This is a genomic window from Streptomyces sp. NPDC058284, from assembly GCF_042881135.1.
Taxonomy (GTDB): domain Bacteria; phylum Actinomycetota; class Actinomycetes; order Streptomycetales; family Streptomycetaceae; genus Streptomyces.
Genome location: NZ_JBHVYE010000001.1, coordinates 690,771 through 717,348, shown reverse-complemented (window position 1 = coordinate 717,348; position 26,578 = coordinate 690,771). Strand labels below are relative to the sequence as shown.

The window sequence follows — 26,578 nt, the reverse complement described above, 5'->3', positions numbered from 1 at the left end:
AAGGGGACTCAGCAGTGACCGGGGCGCGCGTACAGGGTGACGCGCGCCCCGCGCGTGTGCCAGGACCGGCACCTCGCGAAGCGGTCCTCGATGACACGGCGTTTCACGGTCTCCTGCTCCACGGCGTCGGAGGTCTCGCCCGACGGATCGGTGACGAGGACGATGCGCGGCTCCGCCGTCATGCGGTCGCGGACGACCTGGGCGGGCACCTCCGTGCCGTACAGGGTGCGCGAGGCGACCGGGCCGCGGTCCAGGGCGATGTCGCGCAGCCCCTCGACGGCATCGGGTGACGCAAGCGTCCACACCCTGCGGCGCGACGGCAGGTAGACCACCGCGTCCCCCGTGCGGCCGGCGGCCCCGATCGAGCGCGCGGCGGCGGTGGCGTCGTCGAGGCGGCTGCCGGGGGTCCGCAGATGCAGGGAGAGGGGGACCAGTGAGGTGAGAGCGACCATGACGGCCACCGTGGCGACGGCGGTCTGCCTGGGCCCGGCGCGCAGGGCCCGGTCCGACAGAGCGCCGAGAAGGAGGGCCTGACCGGCCCAGATGTAGAGGACGTAGCGGTCAACGAACAGGGGTTTGAACGGCGTGAGGAGCATCAGCAGGACGGCGGGGGCGACCAGCAGCGGCAGCGCCACCCGGACGAGCCCGTCCCTCGACACCGCGCCCCGGGGAAGCCACTTCCTGAGGAGCACGGCACAACCCACGCCCACGAGGCACACTCCGAGGGTCGCCGCGTACTGACGAGGGCTGAAGGAGAGCCAGGAAACCTGCGCCTGCTGCCGCTCGCTCAGCACGACGAGCGGCGCGAGCCCCGCGACCACCGCGCCCGCGGCCACGCCCCACCGGCGACGAGCCGCACGCGGTATCGCCATCGCGTGCCCGGCCAGGGCGAACACCGCGAACTCGTGCAGCCAGCAGGCCACCAGCATCAGCGCGCCGTACCGCCACCACATGCGTGCCGAGCGCGGTTCATCGGTTGCGACGGCGTCGAGGAGGGCGGACGTCGCCCAGACGACCAGCGCGCAGACCAGAGCGTAGGAGCGGCCCTCCTGCGCGAACCGTTGGATCAGCGGGAACACCGCGAACGCGACACCGGTGAGCACTCCCGTACGCGGCCCCGCGAGCCGGGCGCCGAGCAGCGCGACACCCGCGGCGGCCGCGCTCATGGCGAGGACGGAGGGAATCCGCATGACGAGGAGCGGGTCGGCGCCTCCGGTGATCCGGAACAGGCCGTGCATCAGGAGGTAGTAGAGCCCGTGCACGGCGTCCGCGTTGCCGAGTGTGTGCCAGAGGTCGGACAGGTCGCGTCGTGAGACGTCGTACGTCACCACCTCGTCCCGCCACATCGTGCCGTCCCGGCGGATGCCCCAGAGGCCGAGGCCCATCGCCAGCAGCAGTCCGGGCAGGGCGATGGCCGCCGAACGTGCGCGGGCGCGGAGCCGGGGCCGGTGCGGGCCGTCCCGCGTGGAGCGGCGGACGTCGGTCGAGGGGAGGGGCCGGGTGGTGACGATGACGTGCTCCCGAGGGTGCGCTGCGAAGGGGCCGACGGGCCCAAGAGCGGGCCCGGAAGGCCGAGTTCAGCGGCGCGCGGATTGATGGGCAGCCCTGTTCCGCCGCGTCAATCAATTGCTAGCGTGGCGCAGGATCTCGACCGGGAGAGCCGGTGACGGCGTCGGCCGGGGCGCCGACGAGTGCGGGGGAGGGGGGTTCGCGGTGGGGCGTCGTGAGAAGCCGCTTGAGCCGACGGCGGGCCCCGTCCAGCACCTCGCGCACCGGCTCCGCAAGCTCCGCGTCGACGCGGGCGGCCCGACGTACCGCGCGATGGCGCAGCGCGTCCCGTACTCGGCGCCCACGCTCTCCGCGGCGGCCGCGGGCGATCGACTGCCGACGCTGCCCGTGCTGCGCGCCTACGTCACCGCGTGCGAGGGCGACCCGGAGGAATGGGAGCGGTACTGGTACGAGACGGTGGCCGAGGACGCCGGACGCGGCACGGACGAGGGCGAGTCGCCCTACCCGGGCCTCGCCCGGTTCGGCGCCGACGACCGGGAACTCTTCTTCGGCCGTGACGACCTCGTGGACGAGCTGGTGGCGCTCACGGCCCTGCGGCGCGTGGTCGCGGTGATCGGTGCGTCGGGCAGCGGCAAGTCGTCCCTGCTGCGGGCCGGGCTCATCCCGGCGCTACGGCAGTCGACCGGACCCGCGCGCCCCGCGGCGATCCGCATCCTGGCCCCCGGGGAGCGCCCGGCCCGCACCCACCGCCATCTGTTCACGCCGGTGGAGGGTGACGGCGACACCTTGCTCGTCGTCGACCAGTTCGAGGAGGTCTTCTCGCTCTGCCACGACCCGGCCGAGCGGAACGCCTTCCTCGACGGGCTGCTCGCCGCGCGCGACACCGCCTCCCGGCTCCGCGTGCTCCTCGCCGTACGGGCCGACTTCTACGGCCGGTGCGCCGAACACGGACCGCTGGCCGAGGCGTTGGGCGACGCCAACGTCCTGGTCGGTCCGATGTCGCCGGGCCGGCTGCGCGAAGCCGTCGTCGGACCTGCCGGGGCCGGCCGGCTCGTCGTGGAGCGCGCCCTGACCGCCCGCATCGTCGCCGACGTGGCGGACGAGCCGGGCGGGCTGCCGCTGATGGCCCACGCGCTGCGCGAAGTGTGGCGGCGGCGCAGCGGAAGGACGCTGACCGAGGCGGCGTACGAGGCGATCGGCGGGGTACGCGGCGCCGTCGCGCACACCGCCGAGGACGTCTACGGCAGTCTGCACGTGACGGAGGCCGCACGGGCGCGCACGCTGCTGCTGCGCATGGTGGCACCGGGCGAAGGGACGCAGGACACGCGGCGCCCCGTCGACCGCACCGAACTGCCGCCCGGCTGCGACGGCGTCCTCGAACGACTGGTCGCGGCCCGCCTGCTGACCGTCGACGGCACGACGGTCGACCTCGCGCACGAGGCGCTGATCGGCGCCTGGCCACGGCTGCGCGGCTGGATCGAGGAGGACAGGGAGCGGCTGCGACTGCACCGGGCGCTGACCGAAGCCGCCCGCGCCTGGCAGGAGTTGGGCCGGGACGCCGGGGCGCTGTACCGGGGGGCGAGACTCAAGGCGGCACGTGAGGCGTTCGAGGGCGGCAGAGGCGACAGTGAACTCACGGCCAAGGAGGCCGAGTTCCTGCGGGCCGCCGTCACCGCCCACGACCAGGGCGTCCGGGCCCGCACGCGCGCCCGACGCCGTACCCGCGTGCTCCTCGCGGCGCTCGCCGTGGTCCTCTGTCTCGCGACGGTCGCGGGCGCGCTGGCCTGGCAGCAGAACAGGAACGGACAACGGCGGAGCGACGAGGCCCGGGCGCGGCGGATCGCCGGGATCGCGGCGACGCTGCGCACGTCCGACCCGGTCACCGCGATGCGGTTGAGCGTGGCCGCCTGGCGGATCGCGGACCTGCCAGAGACCCGGGAGGCGGTGCGCGGCGCGTCCGCGCAGCGGGAGCAGGACACGTTCTTCGGGAGCGGCGGGGCGGGCCCGCCCGCGACGGCCCGGTTCCTCAGCGCGGACGGACACACCCTGACCAGCTCCACCGGGCGCCGGGTGACGCGCTGGGGACTGAGCGGCCGGCGGCGGATCAGCACGTACGACAGACCGGGCTCCTTCCGGGCCGCCGACTTTGACGCGGACGTCAGCGCGGACGGCCGGCTGATCGCGCGGTCGACCGGGCGGGGATTCCAGATCTGGGACCTGCGCAGCGAACGCGCGGTGGGGCGGACGCTGGCGAGTGGCGGCGGGTCGGATACGAGTGGCAGGTTCTCGCCCAGCGGACGGATGTTCATCGTCCAGGACGAGGCACGGCACAACGTCCAGGTGTGGGACGTGCGGCGGCACAAGGTCGTCACCACGGTCGGGGGAGCCTGGGCGAGCAGCTCCCCCTTCTCCGTCGTGAGCCCTGACGACCGGCTCCTCGCGACCTGTACGGGAGACGAAGGACCGCTCCTCGTACGGGAGGTGGACACGGGGCGCGACCTCGCCAGGACCTGGCCGCGCGCGCTCGACCGGGCGTTCTGCCTGGCGCAGGAGGCGACCTTCACACCGGACGGCCGGACGCTGGCCGTCCCCGTGGAAGGCGGCGTACGGACCTGGGACGTCAGGACCGGCGATGAGCGGCCCGGACTCGACCTCCCCGGCGCGTACGAACCGAGCCTGGACTTCAGCGCCGACGGCGCCACGGCGGTGGCCCTCGGCGACGGCGAGGTGGTCCTGTGGCGCACCGCCGCTCCGCGGACTCCGCTGCTGCGGCATCGCATGGGTGAGCTGACGGCGACAGGAGTGCGCCTTGACGAGACGGCCGGGGTGATCCGTGTACAGACCAGTGCCAGGGTGATCCGCACCCTGGACGTGCGCGACGTCCTGGCCGAGCCGCGCGGCGCACCACCGCCCCCCTTCGAGGAGGCTCACTTCAGTCCGGACGGCCGCACCCTGGTCACGCTCGAACGCCGGGCCGGCGTGGGGCGGTTGCTGCTGCGCGACGGGCGGGACGGTACGGTGCTGCGCACGCTGCCCGGCCGGATCTGCGCGGACTGCGGCGCCCCGGCCCTGGCGTTCTCCCCGGACAGCGGGGCCCTCGCGTACAGCGTCGACGCGGCGAAGGGCTCGACGGTCCGGCGGTGGGACCTGCGGCGCGGCGAGGAGACGGCAAGGACGGCCGTGCCGTCGTGGGTGGAGAACCTTGCGCTGCCCAAAAGAGGCGGGCCGCCCCTCGCCGCGGGCGCGCCGCTCGGGACGCAGGACCATGACGCTCCGAAGATCGCCGTCTGGCGGATCGGCGGGCACGCCCGCACCCGCCTGCCGTACCGCACGCTCTCCGGCCTGACGGTCCTCGCACCCGGCGGCCGTGAACTCCTCTCCCTGGACGGCACGATGATCGACATCGCGACAGGGCGCACGCGATCCGCGCTGCACGGCGAGGACTCGCTGACATCCGCCACGTTCAGCCCCGACGGCCGCTTCCTCGCCGTCTGCGACGACAACGGCAGACTCGCCCTGTGGGACGGCAGAGCCGCCCACCCCCTCGCCGTCCTGTGGGAGGAGGGGCCCGTGGGGGGCGAGCCCGTGCCGGCCGTCGCCTTCTCCGCCGACGGCCGCCACCTCGCAGCGAGCCGCGCCGACGGCTCCGTCCGCGTGTGGGAGACGGAGACCCCGCGCCTCACCGGCGCCCGGTACCCGGCGGCGGACGGGCCAGTCCTGGCCCTCGGCTTCGCCGGGGACGAGCTGCGCGTCACGACCTCCCGCGGCACGGTCCGCGGCGTCCTGGTCGCGGCGGAGCGGGCGGCGGACAGGACATGTGTCCGGGCCCACGGTGGATTGACACGCGAGCAGTGGCGCACGTATCTGCCGGACACCGAGTACCGCGAGACCTGCTGACGCCGCCTTTCGGGCGGGCGGCGCGGAACCGCACCTGCCGCCCGCCCCCGGGCATCGCCCCAGCGGGCCCCTCCCTCAGACCACGTCGAACGTCGCCGGGTCCGGGCCGGTCCGGCGGTCCTCGTTCAGCGCGGAGATCGCCGCCATGTCCTCGGGGTCGAGCTCGAAGTCGAAGACGTCGATGTTCTCCTTGATCCGCGACGGCGTCACGGACTTGGGGATCGCGACGTTGCCCAGCTGGACGTGCCAGCGCAGCACGATCTGTGCGGGTGAGCGCCCGTGCTTCCGCGAGATGGCGATGATCGCCGGGACCTCCAGGAGGCCCTTGCCGGAGCCGAGCGGCGACCACGCCTCGGTGGCGATGCCCTGCTCCGCGTGGAACTCGCGCAGGGTGCGCTGCTGCAATTGCGGGTGGAGCTCGATCTGGTTGACGGCCGGGATGACCGACGTCTCGTCGAGGAGCCGCCGCAGGTGCTCGGGGAGGAAGTTCGAGACGCCGATGGACTTGGCGCGGCCGTCGGCGAGGATCTTCTCCAGGGCTTTGTACGTGTCCACGTAGCTGTCCTTGGACGGCAGCGGCCAGTGGATCAGGTACAGGTCCACGTAGTCGAGGCCGAGCTTGGCCAGCGAGGCGTCGAAAGCCCGCAGTGCCGCGTCGTGGCCATGGTCGCCGTTCCAGAGCTTCGTCGTGACGAACAGTTCCTCGCGGGGCACGCCGGAGGCGGCGATCGCCCGGCCCGTGCCCTCTTCGTTGCCGTAGACGGCCGCGGTGTCGATGCTGCGGTACCCGGCCTCCAGGGCCAGCGCGACGGCCTTGGTGGCCTCGTCGTCCGGAACCTGCCACACACCGAAGCCGAGCTGGGGCATCTCGACGCCGTTGTTCAGGATGATCGGGGGAACCTTGCTCACGAGCTTTCGATCCTTCAGTCGTCGGTTGGTGCTTCCATGGTCAACGATCAGCGGCGATGTCGCATTCCTGGGGGCGGGCCGCCCCGGAATCAACACGGAACCCGCCGGGAATCAACCGGCCTCCGCAGCTGGTCCGCGGCCGCCCCGCGGCTAATCCGCAGCCGCCCCCGCGCCCGGCGAAGTACCCAGATAGGCGTCCCGCACCTTCGGGTCCGCGCGCACCTCCGCCGCCGTGCCGTGCGCCAGGACCCGGCCCAGGTCGAGGACTACGACGCGGGCGCTGAGCTCCATCACGAAGGCGACATTGTGCTCGACGAGCAGCACCGCGCAGCCCTCGTCGTCCGCCAGACGGCGGATGACGGCCGAGAGACGGCGCCGCTCATCGGCCGTCATCCCGGACGCGGGTTCGTCCAGGAGAAGCACCCTGGGCGGGTCCGCCACCGCCCGCGCCAGCTCCACCATGCGGGCCTGCCCGACCGGCAGCGTGCCCGCGTACCGCCCGGCGAGCGCTTCGAGGCCGCACGCGCGCAGCACCGCCGCGGCCCGGTCCCGGCGCGCGGCCTCGTGCGTACGCCGGGTCGGCGCGGCCAGCAGATCGGCGGCGAGACCGCCGCCACCACCCCGCCACTCCTGCGCGAGGACGAGATGGTCGGCGACGGTGAGCTGCCCGAAGAGCTGCTGCCGCTGGAAGGTGCGGCGCATGCCGTGGCGGGCGCGCCACACGGGGGAGCGGCGCGTGACGTCACGGCCGTCGACGAGCACCCGGCCCCGGTCCGGCCTGCGGATGCCCGACAACACGTCGAACAGGGTGGTCTTGCCCGCTCCGTTGGGGCCGATGAGTCCGCAGATCTCGCCGGGGCGTACGGCCAGGTCCACTCCGTCGAGGGCGCGGATCCCGCCGAAGCGGACCTCGATGTCCGCGGCCCGCAGGACGTAGGCCTCTTCCGTCATGGCCGCGTCACGCCCTTCGTCGTCCGCCGCCCGGCGTCGGCGCCGTCCGCGCCCTCTGCGTCCTCCACGCCCTCCGCGGCGATGCCCAGATACGCCTCCGTGAGCCGGTCCGCCCGGACCTCGGAGCGCGGGCCGCACCAGGAGACGCGGCCCTGTGCCAGATATGCCACGGTGTCCGCGATACCGAGGATCTCCGCGGCCTTCTCCTCCACGAGCAGCAGCCCGGCCCCGGCGTCCCGGAGTTCGAGCAGCAGGCGGAAGACGTCGTCGACCACGCGGGGCGCGAGTCCGAGCGATGGTTCGTCCGCGATCAGCACCTTCGGCGGGCGCCGCAGCAGCGGGGCGAGGGCGAGCAGCTGCTGCTCCCCGCCGGACAGGGCGCCGGCGGCTACCTTGCGCCGGGCGGCGAGTCCCGCGAACCGCTCGTACACGGCGTCGCGCGCGTCCCGGTCCCTGAGGTGGAGGGCGAGGTTCTCCTCGACGGTGAGCGAGGGGAAGATGCCGCGGCCCTCGGGGGCGAGCACGACACCGGCGCGGGCACGGCCGACGGCGCCCCAGCGGGTCGCGTCGTGCCCGTCGACGTACACCCGGCCCGTGAGGGGGCGGATCAGTCCCGCCGCCGTGAGGCACGTGGTGGACTTGCCCGCGCCGTTCGGTCCGAGCAGGGCGACGATCTCGCCGGGGCGGACGGTGAGGTCGACGCCGTTCAGGACGGGGGCGCCGTCGTACCCGGCATGGAGGCGGCGGAGGACGAGGGCGGGGGGTTGTTCCTGCCCGGGCCCGCCCCCGTCCGGCCCTGGGCCGTGCTCCGGGCTCCGCTTGTCCACCGCCGGAGGGGTCGGGGACTCGGCTTCGTCAAGTGGCCGGGCCTTCAGCCGCCTCCGGTGCATCCGCACCGACACCGCCGCGCAGTACCCGTCCGGGTCGTTGGCGAGCGCGAGCCCCGCGAGGCCGAACAGGATCACCGGCAGCTGTACGGACTCCGTGACGTACTCCGCGAGCAGGTGCGGCACGATCGCGAAGACCAGCCCCGCCACCACCGCGAACTGCGCCCTGCGCACCCCCGCGGCGACCACCACCGCCAGCCAGACAAGACCGGTCATCGCGGTGAAGTCGGTGGCGGTGATACGGGTGTTGTACGACGCGTACATCACCCCGCCGAACCCCGCGAGCCCCGCCGACAGGGTGAACAGGAGCAGCTTCGTGCGCACCACGGACACCCCCGACGCCATCGCCGCCGTGGGAGCGGACCGTACCGCGAGCATCGCGCGTCCCGAGGGGGAGTTCCGCAGCGCACCGAGCGCGGTGACGGTGGCCGAGACAAGGACGATCATCGCGACGCCCATGGCCCGGTCGTCCGAGAGGTCGACCGGGCCGAAGACCGGCCGGGGGATCTCCCAGCCCGTGTCGCCGTTGCGCAGCCACCCCATCTGGAAGAGCACCTGATCGGCGAGGAAGGCGAGCGCCAGGGTCGCGAGGGCCAGGGAGCGTCCGCCGAGCCGCAGCGCGGGCAGCGCCACGAGCGCGCCGAGCGCCGCCGCCGCACAGGTGCCCACCAGAGTGGCCGCGAGGAACGGCCAGCCGTGGCTCATCAGCAGCCCGGCGATGAGTGCGGCACCCGTGACGAAGGTGGCCTGCGCAAGGGAGACCATCGCGCCGAGCCCCGTCACCACGGTGAAGGAGACGAACACCAGCGAGATCGCGAGCCCCTGGGCGAGCAGGCCGCTCCAGAAGGGCGTCGTCACCGTGTAGAGGGCGAGGGCCATGAGCACCGCTGCCGCCGTCCACGGACCCCACCTGCGGGCCCACGACCGTCCGGCGAGGTAGTCGACGGGTGGTGCGTCGACCGCCACCGTGCCCGCGGTCCGCCGGCTGCGGGTGAGCAGGAGCAGTCCGGCGAACAGGATCAGGAAGGGCACGGCGGTACGGAATCCGGTGATCTTCTCGGCGAAGTCGGCGTACCCCGCGACGAGGTTCTGCAGGACGCCGAGCCCGAGCCCACCGGCGAAGGCCAGCGGGACGGAGAGGAAGCGGCCGAGCACGGCGGCCGTCGCGGAGACGAACAGGAACAGGGTGAAGTCGTGCGAGGAGAGTCCGAGGAGGGGGGTGGCGAGCACGCCTGCCAGGCCCGCGAGAGCGGACGACAGCATCCACGCCACCGACGAGAGGCGGTCCGCGCTCATACCGCGCAGCTCCACGAGTGAGCGGTTGTCGACCGCGGCGCGGAGCCGGAGGCCGAGCGGCGTACGGCGCATCAGGATCCACAGGCCGACCGCGACGACCGCCGTGGCCACCCAGGTGATCAGCTGGTCGGAGTCGATGCCGACGCCGTCCGTCAGCTGCCAGCTCCTGGCCGGGCTCGGCCCGACGCCCGGCAGCCCGAACTGGTTCTCCGCGGGTTCGACGGGGGCGCCCGCGTCCGCGAGGAGCTCCACCACCCACAGGCCGAGCGCGGGCAGCGCCACGAGCAGGCCGATCGTCGCGACGATCTGCGCGCTCTCGCCGACCCGGGCCAGCTTGCGGAACATCAGCCGGTCGAGGCCCAAGCCGAGGGCCGGGGCCACCACGGCGACGAGCAGCAGCGCCGTCGGCACGGCGGGCCAGCCGAAGCCGGAGTGCAGCTCGTAGAAGGTGAGGGCGCAGAGGTAGGCGGTCGCGCCGTGCGCGAAGTTGAAGAGGCCCGACGCCGAGTAGGACAGGACGAGTCCGGTGGCGAGGAGGGCGTACAGGGCACCGGAGACGAGACCGCTCAGCACGAATCCCAGCAGGTCCGACATGGCGGCCCGCCCCTACTTGAAGGGGATCGGTTCGTAGCACTTGAAGGGCGACGACACCGTGTACTTCCGGTCGCGGAGCTGGACGAGCGCGCCGCAGCCGAACGACTCCTTGCGCCCGTCGGGCAGTCTGCGGTCCCCGACCATGGTGCCGGTGTCGGAGTAGCCGTCCGCCGCCTTCTGGAAGGAGTCGACGGTGAGGTCCTTGCCCGCCTTCTCGGCGATGGCGAGGAAGAGGTCGGCGGACATGTAGCCGGTCATCATGTGCATGCTGAGAGGCACCTTCTTGCCCGCCGCCTTCGCGATGTCCGCCTTGAACCGCCTCATGTCCGCGCTGTCCTGCTCGAAGGGCTGGAAGGCCAGCAGGATGTGCACGCCGTCCAGGGCCTTCCGCGTGGCGCTCTTGGCGAGCAGGCCCGGGTCGTAGTCGGTGGGATCGGTGAGGACGCCCTTGAACCCGGCACGCTTGACGGCCGTGAACAGGCCGATGTTGTACGGGGTCTGCATGACGGAGACGACGGCGTCAGGCGCCTTACCGCCGTCGGAGCGCAGGATCTCCTTCGTGTACGCCGACCAGTCGCTCGGCACCGACGTGGCGGGCACGGTCGACTTGGCGTACGTCACCTCGTAACCGGCCGCCGCGAAGCTCTGCTTGTAGGTGCGGATGGCGAACGTGCCCGCGTCGTTGTCGTTGGCGAGGATCGCCACCGTCCTGCCCCTGGCGCCGCCCGTGACCTTCTTCAGCCCCTCGGGCCAGCTCTGGGTGATGGTGCCGCCGGGCATCGGCACCATGCAGCCGCCGAAGCCGTACATGTACGTCGGGCCGCAGAAGGGCGGGACGGTGCCCCAGCCGAACGTGGGAACCTTCTGCTTCTGCAGGAAGCCGGCGCCGGAGAAGGTGACCGAGCTCATCGGGGAGATCGCGAAGACCTTCTCCCGCTGGACGAGCCCGCGGGCCGCCGCGAGATTCTTGCCCGGGTCCTGCCCGTCGTCCTCCGCACCCAGGTAGTCGATCTTCCGTCCGTGCACGCCGCCCTCGGCGTTGGCGCGGTCGTACCGGGCCCTGGCGCCGAGGTCGGTGTCCTTCTTGCTGTACCCGCTGGCCGTCGTCATGGAGACGATCCCGCCGACCTTGATGGAGTCCTCGGTCACACCGCGCGTGGAACCGCCGCCCTTCTCGTCACCGCCGCCACCCGAACCACCGCTGTCGGACGCGGAGTTGCAGGCGGTGGCGAGCAGCAGGGCCGCGACGGCGGCGGTGATGGTGCGGATCGATCGCGACACGGTCGAACCCCCTGGAATCGAAGTGGGGCTGATTCTGTGCGCGACCTGATGAACCGTCAAGAACAGGCGCGAGAGGAATTGATGCACCGTCAGGAACGGGTGCCCGGCGGGATCTAGCTGCGGTACAGCGCCTCGACCTCGGCCGAGTACACCGTCTCGATCGCCTTCCGCTTCAGCTTCAGCGACGGTGTCAGAAGGCCGTGCTCCTCGCTGAACTGATGCGCCAGTATGCGGAACGTACGGATCGACTCGGCCTGCGAGACAAGAGTGTTGGCGGCGACGACGGCCCGGCGCACCTCGGTCTCCAGATCCGGGTCGCGCACCAGGTCGGCCGGGGCCATCATGGGCTTGCGGCGCATGGTCAGCCAGTGCTCCACGGCCTCCGCGTCCAGGGTCACGAGCGCCGCGATGTAGGGGCGGTCGTTGCCGACGACGATGCACTGGGCGACCAGCGGATGGTCGCGCACCCGCTCCTCCAGCTGGGCCGGCGAGACGCTCTTGCCGCCCGATGTCACCAGGATCTCCTTCTTGCGCCCGGTGATGGTCAGATAGCCGTCCTCGTCGAGCGTGCCCAGGTCGCCCGTGGCCAGCCAGCCATCGTGCAGGGTCGCGTCGGTGGCCTTGGGGTCGTTGAGGTAGCCCTGGAAGACGTTGTCGCCGCGCAGCCAGACCTCGCCGTCCTCCGCGATGTGCACGGTCGTGCCGGGAATCGGCCGGCCGACCGTGCCGTAGCGGGTGCGCTCGGGCGGGTTGGCGGTCGCGGCGGCCGTCGACTCCGTCAGGCCGTACCCCTCGTAGACCGTCACGCCGGCGCCCGCGAAGAAGAGGCCGAGGCGGCGGTCCATCCCCGAGCCGCCCGACATCGCGTGCCGCACCCGGCCGCCCATCGCCTCGCGGACCTTGGAGTAGACGAGCTTCTCGAAGAGCTGGTGCTGCATGCGCAGCGCCGCGGCGGGGCCGGGTCCCGTCCCGAAGGCCTTGGCCTCCAGCGCGTCGGCGTAGCGCACGGCGCACTCGACGGCCTTGTCGAACGGACCCGCCTTGCCGTCCTTCTCCGCCCTGCGCCGCGCCGCGTTGAAGACCTTCTCGAAGATGTACGGCACGGCCAGGATGAACGTGGGCCGGAAGGCGGCGAGGTCGGGCAGGAGCGCCGCCGCGTTGAGATTGGGCTGGTGCCCCATCTTCACCCGGCCGCGCACCGCGGCGATCTGCACCATGCGGCCGAAGACGTGCGCCAGCGGCAGGAAGAGCAGGGTGGTGGCCTCGCTGTCGCGCTTGGAGTGGAAGACCGGCTCCCAGCGCGCGACCATGACGTCCGCCTCGAACATGAAGTTCGCGTGGGAGATCAGGCAGCCCTTGGGGCGGCCCGTGGTGCCTGACGTGTAGATGATCGTGGCGATCGAGTCGGGCGTGACCGCGCGGCGGTGGCGGTGCACCACCTCGTCGTCGATGTCCCGCCCCGCGGCGCCCAGCTCGCCCACCGCGTCGGCGTCCAGCTGCCAGAGCTTGCGCAGCTGCGGCAGGCGGCCGATGACGGAGCCGATGGTCATCGCGTGGTCCTCGTGCTCGACCATCGCGGCCGAGACCTGCGCGTCGTGCAGCATCCAGAGGACCTGGTCGGCCGAGGAGGTCGGGTAGATCGGCACGACCTGGGCGCCGATGGTCCACAGCGCGAAGTCGAAGAGCGTCCACTCGTACCGGGTGCGGGACATGATGGCCACCCGGTCGCCGAACCGCACGCCCTGCGCGATCAGGCCCTTGGCCAGGGCGAGCACCTCGTCACGGAACCGGGCGGCGGTGACGTCGGTCCAGCGCCCCTCGGTCTTGCGGCCGAAAGCGATGCGCGAGGGGTCCTCGAGGGCATGGTCGAACACGGCGTCGGCAAGGCCGCCCACCAGCGGCGCCGTCGCCATCGGAGGATTCGAGAACTCGCGCAATGATGCTCCTTGTGGCGCTCCGCACAGCGCCGTGACCGTACCCCACGGCGCGCGCCTCCGGGAGGGGGTCCAGGCGCGCCCGGTACGGACCATCGGCACAGGTCAGCCGGTGGAAATGCGGCCACAAGGGGAAGGGCCGGACAACTTACTTACGGAGGAGTAAGTTTCGGTGGCGTAATCTCCACCGAATCTGTACGCGGCACACAGATGTCGCCCTTCCTCACTCGAAGCGCCCGTCCTTGACGTACTGGTAGAGGTTGCCGGGGCAGTCGGTCTTGCCGGGGATGATGTCCTTGTGGCCGACGACCGTGCGGCCGGGCAGATTCGCGCCTGCGTCGTCGTTGTCACGGACCCAGTCGCACACGGCCTTGATCTCGTCGAGCATCTCGCGCGTCGGTTCGTCGTCGGCGCCGAGGAGGCCGCAGACGGCGTAGAGGTTCACGTTCGCCCAGTGCGTGCCGTTGGCGCCGGGCTGGACGCCGATGCCCCTGCCCACGAACGTGTAACCGTGATGGCACACGAGGTAGTTGTAGGCGATGTCCCAATAGCGGTCACCGCCTATCCAGGGAAGCGGATGCATGTGCTGGTGCTGAATCTGCAGCACCTGCGTGTAGCAGTTGTCCGGCAGATTCGGGGCGCTTGGCCAATTGAACAGCGAGTGGTGCCCCCGCATCTTGTGGCCGCCACCCTCGTGATGGACGGTGATCCCGCCATTCTGCGGAAAGAACTCGTAGCTTTCCCGAGCAGCTTTCTCGGCTCCCCATTCCCCGCGGGAGACGAAGCGCGGAATCCGCTTCGTGGCTTCCCTGTCAGGCTTGGAAAGCCCCTGCTCGACCCACGCGATCTTCTGTCTTTCAACGGCCTTCGGCGACCTGCCGTCGGAGGATCCGGACATTCGCGTACCTCCCATCTCGATGACCCCACTGGGCGAACCGTGCTCATCCTCGACGTCTCTCAAGGAGTGGTCGCGGCCGATCCGTACGCGTACTCGGAGATCAGGTTGCCGTCGGTGTCGCGGAGTCTGGCGGCGTCACCCCGGTCGTTCCAGATCGGGCGGCCGCTGCCGTAGGTGTGACCGCCCCACTCCGGGTGGACCTGGTTGGTGTAGATGCGGATGCGCGCGCCCGGCAGCAGCACCGTGCCCGGCGGGAAGGTGAAGTTCTGCCCCGCGTCGTCCGCGCCGAGGACCCATCCGGAGACATCGGCGGGCGCGGTGCCGCGGTTGACGACCTCGACGAACTCGTCGGCCTGGGTGCGCTTGACGTCGCCCTTGAACCGCACGGTGGTGATGTGGACGTCCGGGAGACCGGTGCGGGCCAGGACCGCGACGAGGTCGGCGCTGTTGGCGCTGTTCTCCGGGCTGATGAACCGGGTGACGATCTGACCGCCCTGCTTGAACCCCGTGATGACCACCGCGTACTCGGTGTTGTCGATCACCACCGTCTCCGGCGACACCCTGGTGGGCAGCTCGACGATGTCCTCGGGGTTCGGGCCTACGTTGGGTGTCTCGTTGTGCTGGAAACGGAAGCTGAAGTCGTGCGGGACCTGGTCCTCGAATACGACGCGCGCCGCGAGGTCGACCTCGAACTGGTTCTGCGGCATTCCCTGGATCGGGAAGTTCTGGTGGGTGAACGTCCCCAGTGTGAACTCCGTGCCGTCGAGGAGCACCTCGACCGTTCCGCCCGCGAACAGATAGCCGCTCTTTCCGCCGCCCGCGGGAATTCCCCACTTGACGTTGTCGGAGCTCAAGCCTTCCAGGTTGGGCGGGTTGATGCTGATCGCGGTCCAGGTACCCGACGTGTCGACCTTCGACATGCGCAGATCTCCTCTGCCCGGTTGATCCCTCCCCGCGGCCGATCGGCCGGGAAGGTGACGATAGCGCCGCACCGATATACCCGGAAGGTGAATGCGGGGGCGCTGTGCTCTCGCTCCGTGAATGGCCGATAATTCGCGCGGACGAGCGGAACCGCGGGCGTCCCGGGGCACCCTGCCGGATGCCCCGGGACCGCCCCGCCGGATCACCGCTCCGACGGCGCCGCCGCCCCGACCGACGCGCCCGCAGCCGACGACGCAGCGCTCGAACCGCCCGAGGCGCCCGAAGCCACCACCCCCGCCCGCCGCCGAGGCCCCCGCACCATCACGAGCACCAGGACCCCCGCGACCAGCCCCGCCGCGCCCGCCGCCAGCGACGCCCCGTTCAGGCCCGACGCGAAGGCCGCCCGCACCGCGTGCTCCGGCACCGTCCCGTGCAGGGCCGACGCGCCGCCGCCCGCGACGGTGTGCGCCGCCTCGTGGCCGAGCGAGTCCTCCATACGGGTGGTGAGAACCGTCCCGAACAGGGCGACCCCGACCGCGTACCCGAGCTGGCGGAACGTGTTGACCGCACCGCCCGCCATCCCGGCCTCCGCGGGCGGCACCGCGGCGAGCGCCGCCCCCGCGAGACCCGGCGAGACCAGACCGGAGCCGAAGCCCCCCAGCACGAGGCCCGGCACGAGCGCTTCCCACGACGACCCGGCGTCGAGCACCGCAAGGCACAGACCGCCCGCACCGATCAGCAGCAGCCCGCCACCGATGACGAGCCGTGGCGCCGCCCCGTGCAGGAGCCGCCCGGCGACCAGCGCCACCGCGAACGACGTCGCACCGAGCGGAAGCAGCACCAGACTGCCGTGCAGCGGGCTCATGCCGAGCACCGTCTGCAGCCAGATGGAGAGGTACGGGATGACGCCGAAGGCCGCCGCGTTGTAGCCGACGGCGCCGATCAGCACCCCGGTGAAGGCGGGCTTGCGCAGCAGCCGCAGGTCGAGGAGCGGCTGTGCGACGCGCCGCTCGACGAGGACGAAGCAGAGCAGCGCGAGCGCGGAGAGGGCGAAGGACGTACCGGCGGCCGTCGAGGTCCAGCCCTCCGCGCCGCCCCGCAGCACCCCGTACGTCCCCGCGCCCGCGAAGGACGCGAACGTCGCCGTGCCCGCCCAGTCGACCCGCCGGCCGGCCGGACCCTTCGACTCCGGCACCACGCGCAGCGTCAGCCAGATCGACGCCACGCTCACGGGCAGGTTGACGAAGAAGATCCAGCGCCAGCCGGGCCCCTCCGTGAGGAGTCCGCCCACGATCGGCCCGAGCGCGGCGGACGCCCCGCTCACCGCGCCCCACACCCCGAGCGCCGCCGACCGCTCCCGCCCCTGATAGGCGGCGCCGAGCAGCGGCAGCGTCGTCGCGAGCATCGCGGCGGCGCCGAGGCCCTGCACGGCGCGGCCCGCCACCAGCAGGTCCGCGTCCGAGGCGAGCCCGCAGCCCAGCGAGGCGAGCGCGAACAGCGCGGTGCCGCCCACATTGATCCGCCGCCTGCCGAGCACGTCGGCCGCGGCGCCGATACCGAGGAGCAGCGCGGCCAGCGCGAGCGCGTAGCCGTCGATGACCCATTGCAGATCGCTCAGCGAGGCGTCCAGCGCCCGCGTCATGTCGGGCAGCGCCACGATCACGATCGTCACGTCCAGCAGCAGCATGAACGTTCCCAGAGACACCGCCGTGAGCGGCCCCCATCTACGCATTTCCCTGTTCCTCCGACTCGTCGTACGACGGATGCGTCTGTCCTCGTACGATGAGCCCTCCGGCGGACGATCCCGGTGTCGCGGGACGGCAGACCGATGCAATCCGACATCAGATGAGGAGACAGTGGTGGAATCCGATGCCTCCGGCACGGCGCCCGGGGCGTTCCGTCAGTTCGATCAGCTGGATCTGCAACTGCTGCACGCGCTGGAAGTCGACGGCAGGGCCTCCTTCAGCCGTATCGCCGCCGTCCTCGGCGTCTCCGACCAGACCGTCGCCCGCCGCTACCGCAGGCTGCGCGCCGAAGCGGGGTTGCGCGTGATCGCCGTCCGCGACACGCAACGGCTCGGCAGGGACGAGTGGATGCTGCGGCTGCGCTGCACCCCCGACGGCGCCGAGGCCATCGCGGCCGCCCTGGCCCGCCGCCCCGACACGGCCTGGGTCCACCTCATGTCGGCGGGCACCGAAGTCGCCTGCGTGACACTGCCCCGCACCCCGGGCGACCACGACGACCTCGTCTTCGGCAAGCTGCTGCGCAGCCGCAAGCTCATCGAGATCACCGCGCACCAGCTGATCCACCGCTTCTACGGCGGCCGGACCGGCTGGATCGGCAAGCACCGTCCGCTCGGTGACGAGCAGGTCGCCGCGCTGCGTCCCCTCCTGCCCCCGGCCGCCCCCGGACCGGCCCGCATCACCCCCGAGGACGAGCCCCTGGCCGCCGCCCTCAAGGAGGACGGCCGCGCCACCTACCCGGAACTGCGGCGGCTCACGGGCCGCTCCGAGTCCTCCGTGAAGCGGCGCATCGCCGCGCTGCTCGGCTCGGGCGGGCTCTACCTCGACACCGAGTACGACACCGCCCGCGTCGGCTTCACGACGGCCGCGATGCTCTGGATCACCGTCGACCCCGGGGCGCTCGACGCGGTGGGCCGCGCGATGGCCGGACACCCCGAGATCGCCCACGCCTCCGCGATCACCGGCCCCGCCAACCTGATGGCGAGCGCGGTGACCCGCGACACCGCGGAGCTCTACGCCTACCTCAGCGGAAAGCTCGGCGCGCTCGACGGCGTACGGCACGTCGAGTCGGCGCCCTACCTGCGCCGCTTCAAGGAACTCACCTACCCGCGGCCACTGCGCTGAGGCCCGTGTCGAAGGTCCCGCCCGCCAGGATCGCTCCCGCCAGGGCGTCCGCGGCCTCCTGGGCCGGCGCGCGCCGCTCGCCGTGCAGCAGGACGAAGTCGACCGGGCCGAGTTCCGGCAGGCCCGCCCGGTCCGGGACGCGGACGAGCCCCGGCGGGATGAGGCCCCGCGAGTGCGCCATCACGCCGAGGCCCGCGCGGGCCGCCGCCACCAGGCCGTTGAGGCTGCCGCTCGTGCAGGCCACGCGCCAGGCGCGGCCCCGCCGCTCAAGCGCCTCGAAGGCGAGGGCCCGGGTGATGCCCGGCGGGGGGTAGACGATCAGCGGTACCGGGCGCTCCGGGTCGAGGCGGAGCCGCTCGGCGCCGATCCAGACCAGGTCGTCCTGCCACACCAGCTCGCCGCGCGGGTCCTCCGGGCGCCGCTTGGCGAGCACCAGGTCGAGCTTGCCCGCGTCCAACTGCTCGTGCAGCGTGCCGGACAGCTCGACCGTCAGCTCCAGGTCGACGTCGGGGTGGTCGTGCCGGAACGACTCCAGGATGTCGGTGAGCCGCGTCAGGACGAAGTCCTCCGACGCCCCGAAGCGCAGCCGCCCGCCGAGGCGCGTACCGGTGAAGAACGCCGCCGCCTGCTCGTGCGCCGCGAGGATCCTGCGGGCGAAGCCGAGCATGGCCTCGCCGTCCTCGGTGAGTTCCACACGGTGGGTGTCGCGCGTGAACAGCTGCCGCCCGGTGGCGTCCTCCAGGCGGCGCACGTGCTGGCTGACGGTCGACTGGCGCAGGTTCAGCCGGCGGGCGGCCCGCGTGAAACCGAGCGTCTGGGCGACCGCGAGGAACGTACGGAGCTGCGTGGGGTCGTACATGCGGACCACCGTAGCGTCGCTCATCGCGGAACGTGATGGCAGTCAGAGCGGTGTACGGGATTCCCGTTCACCCGTTTCGGGAGGATCATGGAGAGGGCACGCCCCGCGCCCGGCGGGGCACCGTCCGGCACCGAACGGGGGCACCGCCCCGTACCGAGAGCATGGAGCACCGTGAAACGCCTGAAGTGGCCGTCCTGGATGCCGGTCGACCCGTACATCGTGGCGTTGCTCGCGACCGTGGGGCTCGCGGCCCTGCTGCCCGCCCGCGACGCCGCAGCCGATGTCGCGTCCGGCGCCTCCACGGCCGCCGTCTCCCTGCTCTTCTTCCTCTACGGGGCCCGCCTCTCCACCCGCGAGGCGCTCGAGGGACTCAAGCACTGGCGGCTCCACGTCACCGTCCTGGCCTGCACGTTCGTCGTCTTCCCGCTGCTCGGGCTCGCGGCGAAGGGGCTCGTCCCGTACGTGCTCACGCCCGCGCTCTACAGCGGCTTCCTCTTCCTCACCTTGGTGCCCTCCACGATCCAGTCGTCCATCGCCTTCACGTCGATGGCCCGCGGCAACGTCCCCGCGGCGATCTGCGCGGGCTCCTTCTCCTCGCTCGCCGGCATCCTGCTCACGCCGCTGCTCGCGGCCGCGCTGCTCGGCGGGGACGGGGGCGGCTTCTCCGGCGACTCGCTCCTCAGAATCGTGCTGCAACTGCTCGTGCCGTTCCTCGCCGGGCAGTTCCTGCGCCGCTGGGTGGGCGGGTTCATCACCCGGCACAAGAAGATCCTCGGCTACGTCGACCGCAGCTCGATCCTGCTCGTCGTCTACACCGCGTTCAGCGAGGGCATGGTGCAGGGCATCTGGGGCCAGGTGCACCCCGTGCGGCTGCTCGCGCTGCTCGGTGTCGAGGCGGTGCTGCTCGCGGCCATGCTGGCGCTGACCTGGTACGGCGCGAAACGGTTCGGGTTCGGCCGGGCCGACCGCATCGCGATCCAGTTCGCGGGGTCGAAGAAGTCCCTGGCCGCCGGGCTGCCCATGGCGAGCGTCCTGTTCGGGGCGGACGCCTCCCTCGCCGTGCTGCCGCTGATGCTCTTCCACCAGATGCAGCTGATGGTCTGCGCGGTCATCGCCAAGCGGCGCTCGCGGGACCCGGAGGAGCCCGTCAGCCTGGCGCCGAGAGTCGCAGGGACACGAACCGCGGTCGGTACAGGGACACGTTCCGGCTGATGTTGGCCTGCGCGTTCGCGGGCGTCGGGTCCAGCCAGTTCACGTCGTAGCTGAGCACGAGGCGGCCCCCGCCGCCGAGCGCCGGGTGCGCCTGCGGGTTGTAGGCCGCGGTGTCCTGCCGCGGCGCGCCGTCCCTGGGCAGGGGCGCGTCGAAGCCCTTGGCGGGGCCGTGCCAGGGGCCGGTGGGGGAGCAGGACCAGTACGAGTTGACGGTGGTCATGCCCTCGGTGCCGGCGGCCATGGTGAACAGTACGTACGTCCCCTCGTCCCGCACCACGGTGAACGCGCTGCCCACCCCCTTGCGCCCGCCGTCGCCGAGCACCGGCCGGGGCGTGACACCGGGCCCCCACTCCTCGCCGTCCCAGTACTCCCACGCCGCGGCCTCGGCGAGCCTGCCGTGCGGGACCCGGGCGACGTAGGCGTGGGAGGAGGGGCGCGCGTTCGCCTGGGCGTCGGTGCCGCCGAAGACGTACGTCCAGCCGTCGTCGTCGACCGTCGTCGTGCCGTACAGGACCCGCTTCTCGGGATCGGCGACCGCCTGCTGGTCGGAGACCTTCACGATGGACTCGACGCGCAGGCCGGGCAGCGAGAGCGTGGCGACCTCGGTGGCGAGGGGGACGCCGTAGATCCACGGGCCGCCCTGGCTCGCCATGCGGTTCCACAGCAGGACGTGTACGACGCGCTCGTCGGAGCCGGGCGAGCGGGGCTCCACGTGGGCCGCCACCGGCCAGCGCCACTGCTGGGGCGCCGGGTCGGGGAAGAGCGGCGCGGCGAGGGTGCGTTGCAGGGTGCCCGAACGGGACATCACCACCGCCGAGTTGCGGACCATCGGCGTGTTCGCGTCGCGCCAGGTGTGTGGCTGGCCCACCGGGTTCGGGGGCGCGTGGACCTGGCCGAGGAAGGTGTCGGAGAACAGCCAAAGCAGCCGCCCGTCCGGAAGCCGCACCGAATGGGTGCCGTCCCCGCCGGTCCAGTCGTCGGCGTGGGTCGGGTCGTCGCCGTAGCGCGCGAACTCCGCGGTGGTCCCGTCGTCGGCCGCCCAGGAGGCGACGGTGCGGGGCCCGCACGCCGCACCGCCCTCCCGGTCGTCGTCCGGGAGGGCGATGAGCAGCACGGCCGCGCAGGCCAGGGCCAGCAGCAGGACCAGCAAGATCCTGCGCGGCCCCGTCGCGGTACGTTCGCGGGCGGACACGCCCGGGACGTTAGTTGCTGTCGCGCACGTGGTCCATGGGGAGCCGGACGACGGTGTCCCGTGTCACAGGAGCATCACCCGTGCCCAGGGACTCGATCTCCGAGTCCTCCAACGCCCGCTTGTACACCGCCACTTCGTCGATGGCGCCGGTGAAGTGGGCCCGGCTGTCCAGGCGCTGCCCGACGTGCACGCCGAAGGGCGAGTTGCGGCTGACCGAGCCCGGCACGTCGGCGACGGCACCGACCTGGGCGCCGTCGAGGAACAGCGTCAGGCTTCCCGCGCCGCGGCGCAGCGCGATGTGGTGCCACTCGCCGTCGTTGTACGCGCTCGATGTGCGCACGGACGCCGACTTCGGGGGCGTGGCGCCGTCCCGTGTGGTGATCAGGCCGGTGACGCGGTTGCTCGCCGGTTCGCCGCGCAGCCACACCTGCGGCTGGTTGGTGCCGATGCCGCCCATCCACAGCAGGGGCTGCTCACCGGTCGTCGCGGAGTACCGGAACCACAGTGATGCGGTGAAATCCCGTGTGTACAGCGGGAGTTGCTGGCGGAACGGGAGGCGTACGGCGTCGTCGGTGCCGTCGAAGGCGATGGCCCGGCCGAAGCGCCCCTCGGTCGTGTCCGCCCCGCCGAGCACCGCCGCGGGGCGGGCGCCCGGCGCGCGGTCGCGGGTGGTCGGGTCCGGGCCGCGGCGCGGCTTCAGCCACTCCTCGGTGAAGCGGGCGAACCGGATCTCGTCGCGGGCGTCGACCGCCCCGCCCTCGTACAGCAGCCCCACGTGCTCGCCGTCGGCCCGCACCATGTCGGAGTAGCCCGACCAGTCCGCGGTCACCGTCGTGCCGCGGTCGACGCTGTCCCAGGTGCGGCCGCCGTCGTAGGAGGAGCGGATCTGCATGGTGCGGCGGCGGTCCGGGTCGGCGGGGCAGGCGAGCAGCATGCGCCCGCCGAACCGCAGCGTGGAGCCCTGTACTTGGGGCGTGTAGAGGTCGGGGATCGCCCGGAAGGGCGCGACGAAGGAGTCGCCGCCGTCGCGGCTGACCGTGTGGGTGCGGTGCCCCAGATCCGTGCCGTCCTGCTCGCGGCCGCTGACGTAGACCGCCCCGTCGGGCCGCTCCGTGATCGTCATCTCGGACGGCTTCTGGCGGAACGTGCCCTCGGGCGGTATGGGGTACGAGTCGGTGGCGCCGATCTTCCAGTGGTCGCCGCCGTCGTCGCTGACGATGAGGGCGGCGTGGTTGGCGGTGACCCGGCCGCCGTCCCACGTCTCGGTGTTGGCGGTGAGGACGAGCCGCCCGGCGTGCCGGCCGCGGGTCAGCTGGATGCCGTGCACGGGGCCGGTCGCGTACCAGGAGTTCCAGTCCTCCGGCAGGATCTGGTCGCTCAGGTCGCGCGGCGCCGACCAGCTGCTGCCGTCGTCGTCGCTGTACTGCAGGTGCGGGGTCCGGTCGCACGGCACGTCGCAGTTCTTGCCGTCCGTGCGGCCGGTGTTGTACGTCTCGGCCAGCAGGATCCGGCCGCTCCTGCGGTCCACGACCGGCGCCGGATTGCCGTGGGTGTCACCCGCCCCCTCGCTGATGACCTGGAGCGGCCCCCACGTCCGGCCGCCGTCGTGCGACCGTTTGAGCACCAGGTCTATGTCGCCCGCGTCGCCGCAGTCGTTCACCCGCCCCTCCGCGAAGGCGAGGAGCGTGCCCTTGACCGTCCGCACCACGGCGGGGATGCGGAAGCAGGCGTACCCGGGGTCCTGGGAGGCCTTGAACAGCACCTGCTGTTCAAACGGCGGTGTCTCTGCCGGTGCCGCGCGTAACGCCTGCGCAGAGGGCACGGGCAGCAGGGCGCCGACGGCGACCGCGGTCAGGACGGCGGCCGCGGCGCGGAACGGTCTGAGGCGTGCACGGAGACTCGATGGCATGGTGCGGTCCGCCTTTCGGGGCGACGGCGACTCATGGCGATGACGGATCGGTGCGAAGCGCCCCGGGCCGGGCCCGGGGCGGCAGACATGGGAATGATGTGCGGACATCCTGACAGCGAGGTTCGGACATCCTGACATCCCACGTCCCATGTGCGTGTCACAGACGCTACGTGGGGGTGTCATTACCTCACAAGGAGCACGCGTCAGGGGATCAGGACGACCTTGCCCCGGTTCCTTCGCGCCTCGATCACCGCATGTGCCCCTGCCGCGTCCTCCAACGCGTACTCGCCGTGCACGGCGGCCCGCAGGTCGCCACCGGAGTGCAGCCGCCACAGCTCGCGCCGCCACGCCTCGTACAGCGTGGGCTGCCCGCGCGCGATGAGCCCCATCTGGAATCCGATGACGGACTTGGCGCCCACGAGCAGGTCGTACGCCGCCACGGTGCCGCCGCCGGAGCTGTAGGCCACCAGCCGACCGTGCGGGGCCAGGGACCTGACGGCGGGCGTGAGCAGTTCACCGCCGACCGCGTCCAGGACGTAGTCGACCGGCTCGCCCCACTGAGGCCGGTCGTACGTGATGACCTCGTCGGCGCCGAGTTCGCGCAGGAAGTCCGCCTTGCCCGGGTCGGACACGGCGGCCACGACGCGCCCGGCGCCCTTCAGCCGGGCCAGTTGCAGGGCGAGGTGTCCGACACCGCTCGCCGCCGCCGTGACCAGCGCGGACTCGCCGGGCGCGGGGCGGGCCGCTTCGAGGGCGCCGTACGCGACGAGCCCGGAGCGGACCAGCGCGACCGCGTCGACGGCGCTCGCGCCGTCCGGGACCGGGGAGGCCATCGCGGCCTGGAGCAGCGCGTAATCGGCGTAGCCGTGCCCGAAGACGAGACCGGTGACGCGGTCGCCCGGCGCGTGGCCGCTCACACCCTCGCCGAGCGCGACGACCTCACCGGCGACCTCGCCGCCGAGGGGGATCGGGTCACGCTCCTCGCGGACCTTGCGGACGACGGGCAGCGTCACCCCTACCGCCTCGACCCGCACGAGGAGCTCGCCGGGTCCCGGCTCGGGAAGGGGCACGTCCTCCAGGAACAGGCCCTCGGGGCCGCCGCTGCGCTCGTACCGGACACGACGCATCCGTACACCTCCGCCAAGAAGGATCGTTGGGAGGCCCAACGGTAAGCCCAAAGTCATGGGGAAGTCCAACGATTACGTCGATCTGCGGCTAGGGTTCTCCCATGGCCACGACACCGCCCGCCCCCCGCACGATCCGCACCCTCCCCAGCTGGCTGCTCGGTCGCGCCGCGGCCCGCGGGCGCGGTCTTGTCGCCGACGCGCTGGCCCGTGAGGGGCTGAAGATGTGGCACCACGTGGTGTTGTCCGCCGTCGCCGATCTCGGCCCACTCGCCCAGGCGGAGCTCGGCCGCAGCGTCTCGCTCGACCCCAAGGACATGGTCGGCGTCCTGAACGACCTGCAGGCCGACGGGCTCGTCGAGCGCGCACCGGACCCCAGGGACCGCCGCAAGAACGCGATCACCATCACGGCGGACGGCAGGCGCGCCGTCGAACGGTGCGCCGAAGCGGCCGCGCACGCCAACGCCGAACTCCTCGCGCCGTTGACGCCCGCCGAGCGTGAACGGTTCCTGGACATGCTGGGCCGGATCTCCGGCGTCGAGGCCTCGCGGGATTAGGCAGTGGGCCCGCCGCCGCCGTGCGGCGGGCGGCCCGGGTCAGCCCTGGCCGGCCGTGGCCCGCAGGGCGACGCGGTGCTCGCCCGCGTACACGTTCATGGAGGAGCCGCGCAGGAAACCGATCAGCGTGAGTCCCGTCTCCGCGGCCAGGTCGACGGCGAGCGAGGACGGCGCGGAGACCGCGGCAAGCACCGGAATGCCCGCCATCACGGCCTTCTGGGCGAGCTCGAAGGAGGCGCGGCCCGAGACGAGCAGGACCGCCCGCGAGAGCGGGAGCCGTCCGTCCTGGAGGGCCCGCCCGACGAGCTTGTCGACGGCGTTGTGCCGTCCCACGTCCTCGCGCAGGTCGAGCAGTACGCCGTCCTCGTCGAAGAGCGCCGCGGCGTGCAGGCCCCCGGTCCTGTCGAAGACCCGCTGCGAGGCGCGCAGCCGGTCGGGGAGGGCCGCGAGCAGCTCGGTCCCGAGCCGGACCGGGGGAGCGTCGGCGATCGGGAAGCGCGCCGTGGTGCGGACCGCGTCCAGGCTCGCCTTGCCGCACAGGCCGCAGGAGGAGGTGGTGTAGACGTTGCGTTCGAGCGTGATGTCGGGGATCACGACGCCGGGGGCGGTCTGCACGTCGACGACGTTGTACGTGTTCGAGCCGTCCGCCGTCGCACCGGCGCAGTAGACGATGGACCCCAGCTCGTCGGCGGACCCGAGCACGCCCTCGCTCACCAGGAACCCCGCAGCGAGCGCGAAGTCGTCGCCGGGGGTGCGCATGGTGATGGCGAGCGGCCTGCCGTTGAGGCGGATCTCCAGGGGTTCCTCGGCGACCAGGGTGTCGGGCCGCTCCGAGACGTGCCCGTCCCGGATCCGTATCACCTTGCGTCGCTCAGTGACTCGTCCCATGTCGTGATCAGTCCCGGTTCTGTATGTGCTGGTAGCCGAAGCGGCCCTTGACGCAGAGGTTGCCGTGGGTCACCGGGTTGGCGTGCGGCGAGGTGACCTACACGATCTCATTGTCCTGCACGTGCAGGGTCAGGTTGCAGCCGACTCCGCGGCGCGCATGTCGAACTCCGGGCCGAGGACGTCGTAGCCGAGGAGCCCGCGCGCGTACCGTTCTCCCAGGGATTCACGGGCCGCCAACTCGCCCTCACAGCCCTGGAGAACAGCAGGGCTGCCGCCGCGAAGCGGGCGGCGGAGGCCAGGTGGGGCAGGAAGGACGGGCAGGGTTACTCCATGAGCATCCTCTTGATCCTCGTAGCTGTCCTCATCGGGCTCTGGTGTTACCCAGTGTTTGCCGGGGTATGGCGCCGCAGTCCCCTCTGGTTCGCCGTGAACGCCGTGATCCTCCTGCTGGGGACCGGGATCACCTACCTCATCGGCGCTTTGGCCGGCGGGCTGGACACCGGAGAGGAATGCCACCGCGCGGGCCAGGCCTACGACTCGGCGTATCGCAGTGCGCACTTCCGCGAATTCGGGCGGTGGTACCCGCTGCACGAAAAGTGCAACGCGGACTACGACCTGGTTCCGGCCTGGGTGAACCCCACCCTGATCGTCCTCCCCGTCCTGGCCGCACTCTGCCTCGCGTACTCCGTACGACTAGCCGTCATCCATCGCCGTACCAAGGAGGAGGACACCTCATGAACGATGTGAGCAGGCGCCGCGTGCTCGGCGCCGCCGATGACCACGACCCGGCGCTGGGTGGGGCTGCCACTGGGGTACGGACGGTACGAACTCGTACACGCGGTCACGCAACTCTTCAGAGGGTGACCACATCATGAGAAGCATCCAAACCCTGT

At 72.2% G+C, this 26,578-nt stretch carries 19 protein-coding genes and 1 pseudogene; 5 read left to right on the top strand and 15 right to left on the bottom strand.

Going from position 1 to position 26,578, the window contains the following annotated elements; genetic code table 11:
* Positions 1 to 8 precede the first annotated feature (8 nt).
* Positions 9 to 1,385 carry a hypothetical protein gene (locus tag ACFVYR_RS02750; RefSeq protein WP_384247830.1) on the bottom strand — a complete coding sequence of 459 codons (1,377 nt, stop codon included), beginning with the start codon at positions 1,383 to 1,385 and terminating at the stop codon, positions 9 to 11.
* Between the two features lie 328 nt (positions 1,386 to 1,713).
* Between ACFVYR_RS02750 and ACFVYR_RS02745 the strand changes: the two genes are divergently transcribed.
* Complete coding sequence (locus ACFVYR_RS02745) at positions 1,714 to 5,406, top strand: hypothetical protein (protein ID WP_384247828.1); 3,693 nt, start codon at positions 1,714 to 1,716, stop codon at positions 5,404 to 5,406.
* 75 nt (positions 5,407 to 5,481) lie between these two features.
* On the opposite strand, the gene ACFVYR_RS02740 is transcribed toward ACFVYR_RS02745, so the two are convergent.
* The 8 genes from ACFVYR_RS02740 to ACFVYR_RS02705 form a co-directional block, all read right to left on the bottom strand.
* Positions 5,482 to 6,273 (bottom strand): aldo/keto reductase, encoded by a 792-nt coding sequence (locus ACFVYR_RS02740; RefSeq protein ID WP_384248025.1) that lies wholly within the window; start codon positions 6,271 to 6,273, stop codon positions 5,482 to 5,484.
* A 192-nt stretch (positions 6,274 to 6,465) separates the two neighbouring features.
* Positions 6,466 to 7,266 (bottom strand): ABC transporter ATP-binding protein, encoded by an 801-nt coding sequence (locus ACFVYR_RS02735; protein ID WP_384247826.1) that lies wholly within the window; start codon positions 7,264 to 7,266, stop codon positions 6,466 to 6,468.
* Positions 7,263 to 10,043, bottom strand: a complete 2,781-nt coding sequence (locus ACFVYR_RS02730) for an ATP-binding cassette domain-containing protein (RefSeq protein ID WP_384247824.1) — start codon at positions 10,041 to 10,043, stop codon at positions 7,263 to 7,265. The genes ACFVYR_RS02735 and ACFVYR_RS02730 overlap by 4 nt, the downstream gene beginning before the upstream one ends.
* 12 nt (positions 10,044 to 10,055) lie before the next feature.
* Positions 10,056 to 11,324: an ABC transporter substrate-binding protein gene (locus ACFVYR_RS02725; protein WP_384247822.1), complete on the bottom strand. Its 1,269-nt coding sequence runs from the start codon at positions 11,322 to 11,324 to the stop codon at positions 10,056 to 10,058.
* Between the two features lie 113 nt (positions 11,325 to 11,437).
* Positions 11,438 to 13,237 carry an AMP-dependent synthetase/ligase gene (locus ACFVYR_RS02720; protein ID WP_384247820.1) on the bottom strand — a complete coding sequence of 600 codons (1,800 nt, stop codon included), beginning with the start codon at positions 13,235 to 13,237 and terminating at the stop codon, positions 11,438 to 11,440.
* 244 nt (positions 13,238 to 13,481) lie between these two features.
* On the bottom strand, positions 13,482 to 14,156 hold the full coding sequence (locus tag ACFVYR_RS02715; protein WP_384247819.1) for a hypothetical protein: 675 nt from the start codon (positions 14,154 to 14,156) through the stop codon (positions 13,482 to 13,484).
* 59 nt (positions 14,157 to 14,215) lie between these two features.
* The gene (locus tag ACFVYR_RS02710) at positions 14,216 to 15,076 is read right to left on the bottom strand and encodes a choice-of-anchor K domain-containing protein (protein ID WP_384247817.1); all 861 of its coding nucleotides are present in this window, start codon (positions 15,074 to 15,076) and stop codon (positions 14,216 to 14,218) included.
* A gap of 203 nt (positions 15,077 to 15,279) precedes the next feature.
* On the bottom strand, positions 15,280 to 16,809 hold the full coding sequence (locus tag ACFVYR_RS02705) for an MFS transporter (protein WP_384247815.1): 1,530 nt from the start codon (positions 16,807 to 16,809) through the stop codon (positions 15,280 to 15,282).
* 127 nt (positions 16,810 to 16,936) lie between these two features.
* Here ACFVYR_RS02705 and ACFVYR_RS02700 point away from each other — a divergent pair, with 127 nt between their 5' ends.
* A complete protein-coding gene (locus tag ACFVYR_RS02700) occupies positions 16,937 to 17,944 on the top strand; it encodes an Lrp/AsnC family transcriptional regulator (RefSeq protein ID WP_384247813.1) in 1,008 nt (335 codons plus the stop codon).
* On the opposite strand, the gene ACFVYR_RS02695 is transcribed toward ACFVYR_RS02700, so the two are convergent.
* Positions 17,919 to 18,803 carry a LysR substrate-binding domain-containing protein gene (locus tag ACFVYR_RS02695; RefSeq protein WP_384248023.1) on the bottom strand — a complete coding sequence of 295 codons (885 nt, stop codon included), beginning with the start codon at positions 18,801 to 18,803 and terminating at the stop codon, positions 17,919 to 17,921. The genes ACFVYR_RS02700 and ACFVYR_RS02695 overlap by 26 nt on opposite strands.
* A 171-nt stretch (positions 18,804 to 18,974) precedes the next feature.
* Here ACFVYR_RS02695 and ACFVYR_RS02690 point away from each other — a divergent pair, with 171 nt between their 5' ends.
* Positions 18,975 to 20,015: a bile acid:sodium symporter family protein gene (locus ACFVYR_RS02690; RefSeq protein WP_384247812.1), complete on the top strand. Its 1,041-nt coding sequence runs from the start codon at positions 18,975 to 18,977 to the stop codon at positions 20,013 to 20,015.
* Here the strand turns inward: ACFVYR_RS02690 and ACFVYR_RS02685 are convergent.
* The 3 genes from ACFVYR_RS02685 to ACFVYR_RS02675 form a co-directional block, all read right to left on the bottom strand.
* Positions 19,951 to 21,207, bottom strand: a complete 1,257-nt coding sequence (locus ACFVYR_RS02685; RefSeq protein ID WP_384247810.1) for a DUF4185 domain-containing protein — start codon at positions 21,205 to 21,207, stop codon at positions 19,951 to 19,953. The two genes, ACFVYR_RS02690 and ACFVYR_RS02685, sit on opposite strands and share 65 nt — an antisense overlap.
* A gap of 10 nt (positions 21,208 to 21,217) precedes the next feature.
* The gene (locus ACFVYR_RS02680; protein WP_384247809.1) at positions 21,218 to 23,116 is read right to left on the bottom strand and encodes an exo-alpha-sialidase; all 1,899 of its coding nucleotides are present in this window, start codon (positions 23,114 to 23,116) and stop codon (positions 21,218 to 21,220) included.
* A gap of 203 nt (positions 23,117 to 23,319) precedes the next feature.
* Positions 23,320 to 24,243, bottom strand: coding sequence for a zinc-binding alcohol dehydrogenase family protein (locus ACFVYR_RS02675; RefSeq protein WP_384247807.1), 924 nt, complete (start codon positions 24,241 to 24,243; stop codon positions 23,320 to 23,322).
* A 101-nt stretch (positions 24,244 to 24,344) separates the two neighbouring features.
* Here ACFVYR_RS02675 and ACFVYR_RS02670 point away from each other — a divergent pair, with 101 nt between their 5' ends.
* Positions 24,345 to 24,797 (top strand): MarR family winged helix-turn-helix transcriptional regulator, encoded by a 453-nt coding sequence (locus ACFVYR_RS02670; protein WP_384247806.1) that lies wholly within the window; start codon positions 24,345 to 24,347, stop codon positions 24,795 to 24,797.
* A gap of 39 nt (positions 24,798 to 24,836) precedes the next feature.
* On the opposite strand, the gene fdhD is transcribed toward ACFVYR_RS02670, so the two are convergent.
* On the bottom strand, positions 24,837 to 25,685 hold the full coding sequence (gene fdhD, locus ACFVYR_RS02665) for a formate dehydrogenase accessory sulfurtransferase FdhD (RefSeq protein WP_384247804.1): 849 nt from the start codon (positions 25,683 to 25,685) through the stop codon (positions 24,837 to 24,839).
* Between the two features lie 7 nt (positions 25,686 to 25,692).
* A pseudogene (locus ACFVYR_RS02660) lies at positions 25,693 to 25,833 on the bottom strand (Fe-S-binding domain-containing protein); the annotation flags it as partial.
* A gap of 182 nt (positions 25,834 to 26,015) precedes the next feature.
* On the opposite strand from ACFVYR_RS02660, the gene ACFVYR_RS02655 reads away from it, so the two are divergent.
* Positions 26,016 to 26,423 carry a hypothetical protein gene (locus tag ACFVYR_RS02655; RefSeq protein ID WP_384247803.1) on the top strand — a complete coding sequence of 136 codons (408 nt, stop codon included), beginning with the start codon at positions 26,016 to 26,018 and terminating at the stop codon, positions 26,421 to 26,423.
* Positions 26,424 to 26,578: the final 155 nt, after the last annotated feature.